9 protein-coding genes are annotated in these 14,139 nt (G+C 41.6%); 2 read left to right on the top strand and 7 right to left on the bottom strand.

Features of this window, described 5'->3' with window-relative positions; translation table 11 throughout:
* Positions 1–170: 170 nt before the first annotated feature.
* Both ACMXYU_RS06815 and ACMXYU_RS06810 read left to right on the top strand, forming a co-directional pair.
* Complete coding sequence (locus ACMXYU_RS06815; RefSeq protein WP_415900848.1) at positions 171–1,775, top strand: hypothetical protein; 1,605 nt, start codon at positions 171–173, stop codon at positions 1,773–1,775.
* Entirely contained in the window at positions 1,768–2,394 is a 627-nt protein-coding gene (locus ACMXYU_RS06810) for a hypothetical protein (RefSeq protein WP_415900847.1), read from the top strand. Before ACMXYU_RS06815 ends, ACMXYU_RS06810 begins: the two co-directional genes overlap by 8 nt.
* Positions 2,395–2,688: 294 nt before the next feature.
* Here the strand turns inward: ACMXYU_RS06810 and ACMXYU_RS06805 are convergent, their stop codons facing one another.
* From ACMXYU_RS06805 to ACMXYU_RS06775, 7 genes are all read right to left on the bottom strand, one after another.
* Positions 2,689–2,901: a hypothetical protein gene (locus ACMXYU_RS06805; RefSeq protein ID WP_415900846.1), complete on the bottom strand. Its 213-nt coding sequence runs from the start codon at positions 2,899–2,901 to the stop codon at positions 2,689–2,691.
* Positions 2,902–3,006: 105 nt separating this feature from the next.
* Entirely contained in the window at positions 3,007–4,896 is a 1,890-nt protein-coding gene (locus ACMXYU_RS06800) for an ATP-dependent helicase (RefSeq protein ID WP_415900845.1), read from the bottom strand.
* Positions 4,889–6,718, bottom strand: coding sequence for an ATP-dependent nuclease (locus ACMXYU_RS06795; RefSeq protein ID WP_415900844.1), 1,830 nt, complete (start codon positions 6,716–6,718; stop codon positions 4,889–4,891). The genes ACMXYU_RS06800 and ACMXYU_RS06795 overlap by 8 nt, the downstream gene beginning before the upstream one ends.
* Complete coding sequence (locus ACMXYU_RS06790; protein WP_415900843.1) at positions 6,715–9,972, bottom strand: type I restriction endonuclease subunit R; 3,258 nt, start codon at positions 9,970–9,972, stop codon at positions 6,715–6,717. The genes ACMXYU_RS06795 and ACMXYU_RS06790 overlap by 4 nt, the downstream gene beginning before the upstream one ends.
* Before the next feature lie 9 nt (positions 9,973–9,981).
* Positions 9,982–11,358, bottom strand: coding sequence for a restriction endonuclease subunit S (locus tag ACMXYU_RS06785; RefSeq protein WP_415900842.1), 1,377 nt, complete (start codon positions 11,356–11,358; stop codon positions 9,982–9,984).
* Entirely contained in the window at positions 11,358–13,640 is a 2,283-nt protein-coding gene (locus ACMXYU_RS06780) for a type I restriction-modification system subunit M (protein ID WP_415900841.1), read from the bottom strand. The genes ACMXYU_RS06785 and ACMXYU_RS06780 overlap by 1 nt, the downstream gene beginning before the upstream one ends.
* A 132-nt stretch (positions 13,641–13,772) precedes the next feature.
* The gene (locus tag ACMXYU_RS06775; RefSeq protein ID WP_415900840.1) at positions 13,773–14,093 is read right to left on the bottom strand and encodes a hypothetical protein; all 321 of its coding nucleotides are present in this window, start codon (positions 14,091–14,093) and stop codon (positions 13,773–13,775) included.
* Between the last annotated feature and the right edge of the window lie 46 nt (positions 14,094–14,139).

Here is a 14,139-nt window from a genome sequence, read left to right as displayed (position 1 = left end):
AACGATCATGGTTACAACAAATAGTGTTATATAAATATCCCTACACTGATCAAAGAAACGGCCTTAACTATTCGTGGGGCTCTATGTATGCCTTTTTTGATTCATATAGATCTATACGAAGATATTTAAATACACTACCAAGTAAGCAAAGGCACATTAGGCACTGGGCCATGCCTGATGTTGTTCAATGCATTACCTCTATTGCTGAATATGAGGATGGAACCTTAAAAAGCCACGGTTACATGGCCACAGTCTTCAACTCATTGGCTTTAACATTCTACCTTAGACATGAGCAGGACGGTTTACCTTTCAGGCTGTTAAAAGGAACATTCAAAGAAATTATGGCACCACTCCTAAAAAGGTTCGATAAAACTTTTTCAGAGTGGATTCAAGAAAGTTCGCGCCAAATAATGCCGATGTCTGTTGGTACACTGTTGTTAGCAGATACGATCAAATGTATTCGTTCCCCAAAGGCCCAAATGTTAAGGGTTCACTTCGAAAAAATTACCTATAACTTTCTAAACATGAAGGTAAACCGTGGGGCATTTTCCAGCAACTTCGATGAGTTTCTAGCGAAACCAAGAAATTCAAGGGTTTATAAGGCACGAGTAGAGTTTGTTCTCAGTCTACGAGAAATAGATCCATCCCTCACTGACTTCCCATTTAAGAGTGGACAAGAATTCAATGATGCATGTGCGGAGATAGAAGGTGCCTGCGCCATAATATTATCGGCTGTTACAGGTATTCGCTGTAGTGAATTACATTCAATCAAAGCAGACTGGTTTGAAGCTATTGAATACTTAGATGTTAATGGTGAATGGACAGCAGATGCCATTTTCAAATCCAAAATTAATAAGACTAGTGGTGGTGTAATCGCTAAGAGAGGTTTATCTCCACTGGGTATTGAAGTCTTTGAATTGCTGAACGGCCTTTCCTGGATAGACAAAGTGAAAGAGGGGCTCAATCTATTCTCCCCAACATATAAAGGAAATTTTTCAAAAACTAAAGTCATCAGCGCTAAAAGGGCCAACTACAATAAAGCTACAATCAAGCAACGAGTAACAGATTACTACAAAGCCTTCGTTGAACGCTCTCATGAGTCGGTCCAAAGAGCATACCCTAAGCTTTTGCCTCATGATTTGCGCCATTACAAAATGGCATTTGGCCTACGCAAATTTGACGGTGATGTGGAAGAAATGATCTCCCAAGAGTTTCGCCACCATAAATATTTCCATACACCTGTTTATGCGAAAGACAAGTTGAATGATGAAGAAATGGCATATAGGAAACGTGAGTATGTGCAGGAGATTGTTAGAAGAATACTAATAAATGACCCTAATGATAGCTGGGTCGGTCCATCTGCGGATAAGGTAAGGGAATTAGCCAAAACACTACTTAACGGCCAAAATATTGAGTTGCTTTCGTTAGAGGAGCTCGCAGTTTTTCATGAGCAATTACACGAGACTGTACATACGATGAAATTTCATTCATACGGTCTGTGTTTTGTACTGAACGATACCAAAAGAAACGCAAAATGTGGTGTCAAAGACAACATTGTTAGGACTGGAGATGCTAATTCAGAAAGCTGTTACCAATGTGCAAATTTCTGCGCAAACAACAAATCACACTACTCAGAGCTAGATCTAAATTTACGTCGCTGGAAATCCACATCTGAAGACCCCATACTGTCCAAATACCCAATAGCAAAAACCTCACAACAGATTGTTAAGAACCTTACCTCGCTGATCAGAGATATGGAAAATTCAAATGGATAATTTCTTCAAAGGGTTAGAAATAGACCAACCTGATACGGAAGAAAAAAGCATACCAAGGAAGTCCCCTAGTTGGATAGCCTCTAGTAAATCTCCTCAGATCTCACAACAGTACTACGATGCAGTAATGGATCTGTATGAAGACTCATTATTCAAAATTAAAAGTAAAATGTTCTCAAAAGCATCAGATGTAATTTTAAGTCAATCAAAAGTATGTGATGCATTAGGTAAACAACGTTCAGCTTTAAAGAACCACCCTATGATTGTTGAGACCATAGCTAGTCATAATGAGTTACTTCAACATCAATTAGATAAAGTCAGGGACGAACAAAAATTTTCTAGAAAAACTAAAAATCAGATTAAACGAGAGCGTGATGAATTATTACGTTTGCAAAAAGAGAGGTTGAAGACTGACTACGTAGAACTTCTAAAGGCTGATATGGTGATTGATCAGTCTGAAGCGCTTCATAGAATTGAACAGCTGAAGCTCGAAATATCAGAACTATATGAAGAAAATGCAGCCTTAAAAGCAGCAAATAGCAAACTTCAAGATGATAAGCATAACCTTGAGAAAAAATTATTCATGGCTTCAAGCTCAATGAAAAGCCGCGATTTGAAATAGCTTAAAATGGATAAGTTCTATTAGCTTAGGCCTGATCTAGTAGAACTTAGATATAGATTATTTCCAACCAACTCATTCTTCTTCTGCAGCTCTGATACCAGACTCAATATTCCGTAGAATCTGCTCCAATCTCCGAGGCAATGCTTCACCATAGACCTCTTCTGCAGCCATCTTTAACTGCTCTATTCCTGTATATTGGGCAATAGTGAGAAGGTCGTTAAATCTATAATTTTCCAGTGCCTTAAATACTAAAACATTCAGAGGCATTCCCGAATTTGAATAATCATAAGCAACTTAGAGCTGCAGTCGTTTGCTAAGGCGCTGTGTTGGCTCACCAGGCAAAGGCTGAATCGGCACGATCTCGTTAATTGAAATCGAAGAACGGGCAAGTAATGATTGTAAACGCTTTACAGCAGTTGCAATCTGCTGTCGATCAACTGTAACCCCTTGATCGATATCCTGCTCCAATTCATCTATACAATCAGCAATCAATCTTAGTTGGCCCATTACACCTCCAATCAATGGCCAGATTTAAAAAGCCTGCATATCAAGTAGCTCTGACTCACATAAAAAGCTGGGTTAAAGATCAGCTTAGTTTAAAGCTTAGCTAAACTAACCTTTCATTTCGTTTAAGAATCTCGAAGGTGTTTGACGTTTAACATCTCCCCAAGGCATTTTGCGAGATAATGGGCAGGTTATATAAATCCAACGACGTGATCTTGTAACAGCTACGAAAGCGCTGTTCCTCTCTTCATCTAACTCAGTGTGAGTCTTGGCTCTGTAGTCTGGAAAAACACCTTCACACATCCCCATCAAAAAGACGATATCCTTCTCTAATCCTTTCATCGTATGAACAGTGCTAAGAGTAAGACCAAATGGATCGTAACTGTCTGCGAGTTGACCAAGTGCAGATGCATTTCGGAAAGACATCAAACTGTCGCCCAACCCTTTACGTTTGAAAACAGTCCAACTTGACCTAAAGTCATCCAACTCTTCAAGAGCGGTTGCCAATTCATCCTTCTCTGAAGATTGAGACGCGAGCCTTTCTAGCTGCTTCTTGAATTTAACACAGAACTTAGGGATATTCGGCTCATCAAGATTTATCTCTTGTATGGATTTCATCAGTTCAACATATAACTGATTAAGAGCTTCACTTTCTTGCGAATAGTCATTAGCTATTTGCAGTAAGATATCGTCCTGCCCCCACTCATGGGGTGGCTCAATGCTCAATACAGAACACAATTTCTTTCCGTCTACCCAATCTTTAGGATTTAGTCGTAATCGTATACTTAAATCGAGAACACGACAAAACATTGAACTAGGTTCAACTTGGCGCTCCCCTTTCTTGAGTGAGTAGGGTATTTCAGCACTTTCTAGCTTCTCTTGAAGGGTTTTGAATACAAACCGATTCCTAGCAATCACAACCATATTGCCAAGAGAAATTTCTCCTTCAATATCAGTATGCTCCTTTTGAGCAATCAAGCTCTTAACAGCCGCAACAATCCAATCAGCCTCAGAGCTTTCATCAGGCAAGGTTTCAATTTGACTATAACCGCTAAGTGCAAAGGCTGTTTCGAGCTGCGAACCTGGCTTTAGTTTATTAGCCAAGTGAATAACAGATTTCGAACTTCTGTAATTTTCATTTAGGACATATCTGTCAGGCTTAAAGTCAGTTACAAAGTCTTCACAAAGGTATTGGTGCGAAGAGCCATTAAAACCATAAATCATTTGGTTTGGATCACCAACCATCATGATACTTTTAATCTTGTCACCACAAAGAACCCTAATAAATTCATATTGTGCTTTGTTCAGATCTTGAGCTTCATCAACACAAATATGTTTAAATTTTGCCCTATAAATATCAGCACACCATGGCTGCGCAAGTAGGATCTTATGGGCATAAACCAAAATATCATCAAAATCGATCCCACCACTTTCTAATAGCGCGGATTGATATGCGAGGTACACTGATAAAAATCGCTCATTTTCAGAATAACGCTTTTCAATTTCGCTTTCTGTAAGCAGCAAACGTTTTACTACTGAGAACTGTTCCATATAGTTCTGAATAATTCTCTCTCTATCTCTCTTCGTCCTTTCATCAGCAACATCTAGAAAACTATCAATATCTACCCCATTCTCCCTCAGCGATTGCAAGAAAACGGTCTTTCTGTCTTGATCTCTTTCATATATATGCAGTTCTGACGGAAGATTAATCGTATGGCCATATTGCTCCAAAATTCTTTGCGCGACGCCATGTATAGTTGATATCCAAGCTCGTTCTTCTATGTTTTCAACATCTTCCAAACGCTGCTGCATTTCCTCAGCAGCTTTATTTGTAAATGTAAGAGCAATGACACCTTCTTTTTTCGTGCTTTCAAGAATATGACGAACTCGCTCAGTCAAAACGCGAGTTTTACCTGATCCAGCAGAAGCTAAAACTTGTATTGCCGAACCTATAGCGGACTGAACAATAAGAGTTTGAGTTTTAGATAAGTTAATCAATTTCTAACCCCGCTTTGATCTTTTCATAGAACTCAACTAACTTTGGTGGCAAATCATCTACGCCCAGCTTACATAGCTCCGAAGCCACTGCAGGAGAAAACTTGGCCTTACTAGAGTCTAATATATCAAGGAGAGCTTTCTCATACCCACCTTCAACTTGATAGTCTCTTGGAACATCCGCATAAATTGGCTGCTTACACTCAGTACATGGAGGCTCATCTGTTTTAGTTCTCCCTTTAGATGTTCCATCGCGTTTGCTAATCCAGCTTTCAATGAAACCTTCACCTTCAGCCCCTTCTATAGCAGCCTCAATGGAGGGCTTAAAGCCAGACGAAATCAAATATCCCTCAAAATCAGTGTCATCTAGAATGGTTATATTTGAGCAGGTATCTAGATCTGTTTCTCCAAAGACTTTTTCGTAATTCTTCTTCAGCTGTTTAACGGTACTACCTTCACCATCACTGAAGATAAAAACGGGAATCTTAAAATCATGCGCAAACGTTAGGAAAGGATGGTATTTCTTGCCCGATCCTCCTACACCGATAAAATTCACCCCTAGAGAAAAAGCCTCTGCACTAAAGTATTTTTCGAACAGCAATGGTAAAGCTTGTTCTTCAGTTTCACCTTCACATAAAACTATTGCTTTGGAAAAAACAATCTCGCCTCGAGAGTGAATAACTTCTCGATGAAGCCTTCTTCTATCCTCATCACTCAAATCACTACTTAGAGAACATACTTCTACATTGTCAGCAGTACTTTTTAAATGCCTTAGTTCGGATTGCTCAACCATTGCCACAAGATATGGCGAATGGGTACTAACTATCACTTGCCCTGTTGTTTCAGACAATTGACGATAGAGAGTTTTTTGGGCACTTGGGTGTAAATGAGCTTCAGGTTCTTCAGCAGCAAACAAAGGGAAGAATGGTTCAACTTCTTCTTCATGCTTGTCCGACATCATTTCTACAAACGCTTTTGCTGTCAGCATCGACGCCCAACTTCTTGTACCCATTCCGTGGTATTCCATGGAAAAAGCAGTGCTGGTATCTTCACCAAAATGAACAGTGAAGTGTTTGGAAAGGTCTCTGATTTTCTTAGGGAAGGGTGTAATTTCAGCTACACCCGCTCCTTGAAAGGATTGATTAAGACTTTCTAGCTGTTTCTTTAATGCTTCTAGATGCTGGCTTTTAGCAACACTTTCATCATTTACTTTTTTGATTAGTTCCTCTAACTCTTCAATCTCCTTTTGACTGTATTCAACGCTAGAAAGAACCTTTCCAACAAAAGAGGACTTCTCTTTTAATTCTTGATGAATATCTCTCTGTGCATCATTAAAGATAAAAGGGATACTTTGAAAACGAGTGGTAAGTTTAGTCTCTTTAACCTTTTCAGCTTCCCACGCCCCTGCATCTGGCCACTTCTCGAGAGTAAATCGATTAGTCTCAAATCCCCCACGAATACTATTCGGTTTAGAGCGGCTGCGGATTGCTACATATTGCTGGCCATTAGCTTCAGCTTTAATGGTGTCCCCAAACTCCGTCGCCCATTCTTCATTAAAAGTGTTTACTCGCTGCCCATCATTCATTGGTACTATACGAACATCTACCCTGATTTCATTGACTCTTTGATCATCTTTCCCAATGTAAAAATCTTCATCTGATAGATGTCGTGAATAATCACCTAGCACTAAATGTAGCGCCTTGAGAAACGACGTTTTTCCTGAATTATTTGTACCAACCAATACCGTAACTTTCGAAAGTTCAACCTCTAAACTCTTAATACCCCGAAAGCCAAGGATTCGTACTTCGTCAATCTGAATACTCATGCTTTCTCCTTCAGCATATCGAATACTACTCGCGCAAAGCCTTTAGCCACCTCTGGGTTACTCAAAATCTGCAGCATCTGATTCTGATGGGCATCAGAGCTATCCATGACCGCATCATCAACAGCTTGAGGGAAGTCACCCAGGAAAGCCTGTTCAGGGGAGTTATTGCTAATCTGATGCATCACTCGCTCGTTCTCTCCGACCTTATCTGCAACAGTGCGGGCGTAATTAAGCATATCGTCGTCAGTTAGGTTATCGGTAATGAACAGCTCGTTCAGACGCTTCAGAATGACAGATAGGAATTCTTCCTTCTTATCTTTTGCTTTCGCAGAACCGATATCAGTGTTCGGATCAAGAGTGTAATCAGCTGCATCTTCTTTCAGTTTCAGGTCTTGCTGACGGATCTTAGACAAACGGTAGTGACTCAGAGTCACATTACTCAAATCTACATCATCGTCCTGATCAATTTTTTCACGAAGCAGTGGGCGCAAATGTCTCGCAAACAAGCTTAGCTTCTCAAGCTCTTTGTCATCGTAATCAACAATCTGGGACATAAACTCATAGAAGCGTACATAGCTGCCTAAATCTTTCTTGAAGATTTCTAGAGCATCTTTTTCCTGCTTACACTCCTTAAAGCTGTTTTCCGCATTAGCGATCAGAACAGCATCACCAGATGCCTTACTACGCTCGTACATATCTTTTGCGGTTTTATAGGCATCAACTGCCAATGCATAGCGTTTCTGCCATCGCTCAACAGCAGGCTTACAAATATTGCTGATTGCAGCATTAGACTTATTCGGGATAAAGAACGCAGTACAGAACTGCTCTACTTCACTCCAGTTGAATATGCTCTGCGCTTTGAGCTTTTCAGAAAGGTCGTAGATAAGGTTCGGGTCAGATACATCTGTCAGTTCAGCCGTCTGATAATAGGGCTGGAACGCGCCCAGAATGTCCTGAGGGTCATTAAAGAAATCCAGCACAAACGTGCCTGATTCAGCTTTACCTGGGTAAGTACGGTTCAAACGAGAAAGAGTCTGAACACACTCAACACCACCGAGTTTTTTATCTACATACATTGCACAGAGCTTAGGCTGGTCGAATCCCGTCTGAAACTTATTTGCGACCAACATCACTTGGTAATCATCAGAATCAAAGGCCTTTCTCATATCTCGGCCTTTAAGCGCTGGATTCATTGTTGTTTCGGTGAATTTGTCTCCAACCAAGCCATCACCATTAGGATCATCTTCAGAAAACTCTACTTCACCTGAAAAGGCCACCATTGCGGTAATGCCTTGATACTTGTTTTCAGCAACATAGCGATCAAAAGCAAGCTTGTAGCGAACAGCCTCTTTACGGGAGCTTGTTACTACCATTGCTTTAGCCTGGCCACCTAACAGCCCCATCACATTGGCTTTAAAGTGTTCAATGATTACCTGCACTTTCTGAGCAATATTGTAGTCATGCAAGCGTACCCATTGGCTCAGTTTCACCTTGGCTTTCTTGCTATCAACTTCTTTATCCTGCTCATGCGCCTTCTCGGCTAACTGATAAGCAACCTTATAACTGGTGTAATTCTTTAACACATCGAGGATAAAGCCTTCCTCTATCGCCTGGCGCATGCTGTAAACATGATAGGCCTCGGGCTTATTTGTAGATGAAGCAGGCAGCGAAGGATCTGGAACTCGACCGAATAGCTCAAGAGTCTTAGCCTTAGGTGTCGCCGTGAAGGCAAAGTAACTTAGGTTATCCGACCCTTTACGTGCTGCGATTGTCGCGTCCAGAATCTCTTCAGAGGTCAATTCCTCAACTTCCTCAGAATTCTCTACCATAAGCACTTCTTTTAGCTGACGAGCAGTAGATCCAGACTGAGAAGAATGCGCCTCATCAGCAATAACTGCATAGTTACGTTCTTTTAAGCTAACGCTATTCTCAATCGCTTTAAGAACAAATGGGAACGTCTGAATAGTAACAATGATAATTGGCTGGGCTTCTTCCAAGGCGGTTGCCAGTTTCTCTGACTTAGATCCTTGCCCTTCTTTGTTATTGATCCTTCCAACCACACCGTCAGCATGCTCAAATTGATATATCGTATCCTGTAGTTGGTCATCCAAAACTGTACGGTCGGTAACGACAATTACAGACTGAAAACGCTTATTACCTTCAGAATCATATAACGAAGCAAGCTGATGAGCTGTCCAGGCAATAGAATTCGATTTTCCCGAACCCGCACTGTGCTGAATCAGGTATTTATGGCCTGGGCCATTCTGACACGCATCTCCCACCAACCGATTAACCACATCCCATTGGTGGTAACGCGGGAAGATCATGGTTTCTTTCTTATATTTCTTACCCTGCCAATCTTCTTTTTCTTCAATCTGAAGGTGAACGAACTTGGCTAAGATTTTTAAAAGATTGTCTGGAGCTAATACTTCTTTCCAGAGATAGGCAGTCGCGTATTCATTAGGGTCTGCAGGAATATCATTACCCGCTGCACCTTCAGCTGTACCTTTGTTAAACGGCAAGAAAAAGGTATTTTCACCTTCAAGCTTAGTAGTCATGTACACTTCGTACTGACTTACAGCGAAGTGCACCAAGGCACCACGTTTAAAGGTCAGTAGCGGTTCTGGTTTATTGGTAACAGGATCTTTTGGTAAGCGAGTCAGTTTGTATTGCTTAATTGCGTTTTCGACAGCCTGCTTAAACTCAGACTTCAGTTCTAAGGTTGCTATAGGCAATCCATTAAGGAACAGAACCAGATCTATTCGCCACTTCTTAGCCTGCTTACCTGTCTCAGCAAGATATTCATCGGTTGCATAAGGGCTATATGTAAGCTCAGGTACAACCCGTAGGCGATTCTGTTTATAACGCGCTAAGGTATCAGGGTTTAAATCATGATCGGGTTTGAATTGGCAAAGCCTGAAGCGTGTACCGCGATCTTTTATTTCATTACGAAGAACACCTAATGTACCGAAGGTTCGGAGTTCTTTGCTTGCTGCATTTGGATCAGCTTTAGATAGTTGGGAGGCTACACGCTCTAGAAAGTGATTTTCAGGGTTCTGCGGATAAAGTTTGCAGTACTTCTGCCATTGGGCAGGCTGAGTTTCCTTAACAAACGCCAGCAGATCTTCTTCATACAAAGCCAGCTCGCGGTTATAACCAGCAGGCGTCCCCAATAACCAGCCATTATCAACAAGCTGCGCGATAATATCGTTTTGAAAGATAACTTCTTTTGATTTGCTGTTATCAATAGCCATCTTATTTCCTTATGATGCGTTTGCCTGAGCTGATTGGTTTTCTGGTTGCCAGTTACGCACGTCGATTTTGCCTGTGACTGCTGCCGAGATTAAGGCTGTACGGCGTTCTTTCATCAGAGCTATAGAGTTACTTGCCTTTTCTGTTAAAGCATCAAATTTTTTAGATGTATTCTTAAGGTAAGAAATTAACTCGATCTGATCTTTTAGAGGAGGGATGGGAATTCTTACATCCTCTATATCAGGCATATTCAAGTGGTGAACACCCATACCTACTGAATCTCGAGCATACTGAGCCTTCGCTACATCGCTCTGAATATAAAAAAGAAGATATTCTGGCTCGAGTAGATGTTCTATCGCACGCAGAGCAAAGATACTCTCATAGATACTAAACTCAGCATCTGTATCGACTATCGCAGCAGTCCCAATTGTTCCTGATTTACTTAAAAGAACATCATGCCTTTTGGCACGCCTGTATTGTGTAAGTTTCTTATGTTGTTCTAGTGAGATTTCCTTGGCATTACTAAGATTTAACATCCCACCAGCTATGTTCAAAGCACGAACAAGAGGAACACCTCCAGAGTCAACATAATCTACCTTAGATGTCAGACCTAAAAATATTTCTGAACATGCATGCTTCAGTTTATATACATCATAGTACTCAGGAACTTCCCCTAACCACTCAACACCTGAGTTCTTCATCGGGGCATCGGGATTAAGGCCTTTGGTGACGGCATGGCTAATCACCGCTTGGCGCTTCTCTTTCAGAAGCCTGATCAGTTGTTGCTTTTTTTCGATCAGAGTGTCGATCTTGGCGGTTTCGTGGTCGAGGAAGCTGGCTATTTGTTGCTGCTCATGAACAGATGGGTTAGGGATTTGATAAGCACCAAGTTCATCAGCGGATAACTCTAGAAACGTAGTACCTCTGCCTAACAGATTTAATTGGGTGGTACTTATTAGTAGTGCGTAATATAGATATTTATAATTGAATTCACCCTTAACAACTAAAGACTTACATCCTTGATTGGTACACAGCTCATTTTCTGCTATCCCAAGTGTTCCTATGGGAGCACGTGAAGAAAGAATGATGGAGTTAGCTGGAACAAATGTTGTACCGCATGATTCGTAACCTGATTTAGTAATACTTCGTTGCCCAACACTAATATACGGTGACTTTCGTTTGCCTAGATCAGCAGGAGTGACCCATGAAACATCCCCGTCCCAGTATGAAGTTTCACCTGACTTAGGGGTTGCTCCATTATGAATATCTGAAACCATTTTAACTGGCGTATTAATCCAGCCTTTTGGAATTTCTCTAATCCAGTCTGAAGATACTTCTTTATATTCAGGATATGCGTCATATACCTTACCTGACACTGATTCTCTCATTAAGAATGAACCTCATGTAACAAGTTCATAATCTCCGCACTCACCTTATCAAGGTCTGCATCAATCTCTTCCAAACTACGTGGCGGCTGGTAAACATAGAAATGACGGTTAAACGGAATTTCATACCCAACAATTCCGATCTCGCCGTCTTTATCATCACGTTTATTGGCATCGATCCAGGCATCAGGTACATGTGGTGCTACTTCACGATCAAAATAGCTTTCAATCAAGCTACAGGTTGGCTGTGAGGGATCAAGCGGGACATTCTCGTTATCACGAAGGTCTCCGTCAGGCTGGTATTCAACTACAGCAGGCTTTGCATTGACTGTTGTTTCAAAAGCTCCGTATTTCGGTTGAGCGGTTTCCTTGAGAACTTTCTTGATAACAGGTTCAGCTTCTGAGTTCTTCCAACTTACTGCATCTAGCAGTTGTTTCTTCTCTTTAGCGTCTAGCTTGATACCTGTAGCTTTCAGTGCCTGTTTCAGTTCCGCATCGTAGAAATTAAAGTCGTCACAAGGTTTATTGATGATTACATTAGAACCCATTGCTGCACTGAGTGCCCCTTGAAGCTCGTAGGCCTTATCCATTAAGCCCTTTTGGAATAACCATAGCTTGCTATCAAGTAGGTCTTTGATTTGTTTTTCTTTCAGCTCTGTATAACTGACTTTAATTTCAGCTCGGATCTCATCTTCAAAAGAGCCCAGATCGCCATAATTTGAATCAGTCCAATCAGCTCCATATGCATTCCAGATCCACTGCATCGCTGAATTGAAAGGTTTAGGAGCAAAACGAAGTTTCTCAATATTTTCGTCGCTGAACTGAACAGACAAACGCAATGGACGTTCGATAGTGATACGACGATAACCAAATTCGTGGGTAGCAAAGATCTTAGTCAGAGGTTGCTGGTTAGTTGGGTCTACAGCACTGGCTTCATCAAAGGCTCCAAAGTCACGGGTAATGGCGCGAATATCTTCATCGGTGAGGTAATTACGCTTAGATCCAAGTGACTTGCGCATTTTACTGCTAAGGTTGGAGGCATTGATCAGTTGTACTTTGCCTTTACGCTCAGTTGGCTTTTTATTCGATAGAACCCAAACATAAGTCGCTATGCCTGTGTTGTAGAACATGTCTGTTGGCAGCGCGATGATTGCCTCAAGTAGATCGGCTTCCAGCACATAGCGTCTGATCTCGCTTTCACCACTCCCCGCACTACCTGTAAACAATGGAGAACCATTAAGAATAATGCCGATACGGCCACCGCCTTCCTGGGCATCGCGCAGTTTACTGATAAGGTGCATCAAAAAGAGCAGCGATCCATCAGATACCCGAGGCAAACCTGGGCCGAAACGGCCATCAAAGCCTTTCAGGGCATGTTCGTCTTTAATCTCGCCTTCCACCTTCTTCCAATCCACGCCAAACGGCGGATTAGACAACATGTAGTCAAATTTATCGGAATACAGCTGGTCGTTGGAAAGAGTGTTGCCTAGCTTGATGCGACTGACATCCTGGCCTTTGATAAGCATATCTGCTTTACAGATAGCATATGATTCTGGATTAAGCTCCTGACCGAACGCTCGCATTACAGCATTAGCATTTAATTCATGAACATATTCCATGCCACTGGAAAGGAAACCGCCTGTACCCGCAGTAGGATCGTAGATAGTGCGGATGATTCCGTCTTTGGTGAGAGCATCGTCATCTTCCATGAAAACAAGAGAGGTCGTGAGTCGAACAATATCTCTTGGGGTGAAGTGCTCTCCTGCCGTTTCATTTGAGCTCTCAGCAAAGCGTCGGATAAGTTCCTCAAATACCAGGCCCATTTCATGGTTGGATATGGCTTCTGGGCTCAGATCTGTATTGGCAAACTTCTGTACCACCTTGTAGAGAAGGTTCGCATCACTCAGAAGTCCTACAAACTCATCAAACTTAAAGTATTCGAAAATCTCTCGAGCATCTTGTGAGAAGCATTGAACATAGTTCTCGAGATTATCTTTGATGCCTGTTTCACCCAATTTATCGAGCGACATGGGTGAGGTATTGAAGAAGTTCTGACTAGTTTCCCGCAGGATCAACTTCTCAGCAGCCTCTTCTGGCAAGCCCATAGCTTTTACTTTTTCATGTGCCGCCAGAACAGCTGCTTTGTCAGGTTCTAATACGCATTCAAGACGTCTCAGGAGCGTAAACGGTAAAATGACTCTGCCGTATTGGCTTTGCTTGAAATCACCACGAAGAAGATCAGCAACCGACCAGATAAATGCTGCTGTTTGAGAGAAGTTTTCCATTGATGCGTAGTTCCAAATTCCGTTATACGCAGGGGGAAATGATGAAGCGTCCCCTGCCTCAATATATGTTAGAAATCAGTGTACTACAGTTGAAAATAATACGTAACGAATGATATGGATGACCTTAAAGAGCTATCCCTTTGATAAAAGCAGCCTGACCGCTTCCTCTGATGTAAGCTCTCCGCTTCTGGCCCTTGTTAAAATACTAAGTGTGTAATTTTGTACTTCTAAGTTTGAAAGGCGGCAATTTGCTTTAGCAATTTTTAATGCCTGCTCTTCATTAAGCCCCGTCAAGTGCTGAAGTGTTATCCCCCAGTGAATACAGAACCTTTCTAAATCGCACAGGTGCACTCCTAAATCCCCATCAGGCAGATAAGTCTGGGTCTGACCAGAAATAAATTGGAACCACTCTTTTTCAAGACTAAGCCATTTCATCTGCACCAAAATATCCACTTGCCTAACCAAAAGTTCGGGGTGCGAAGCAGAATGTGTGTATACC

The sequence above is a fragment of the Neptuniibacter sp. QD48_11 genome, from assembly GCF_047778095.1.
Classification (GTDB): Bacteria; Pseudomonadota; Gammaproteobacteria; order Pseudomonadales; family Balneatricaceae; genus Neptuniibacter.
Note: the sequence above shows the minus strand (reverse complement) of the source record. Positions and strands in the feature narration are given on the sequence as shown.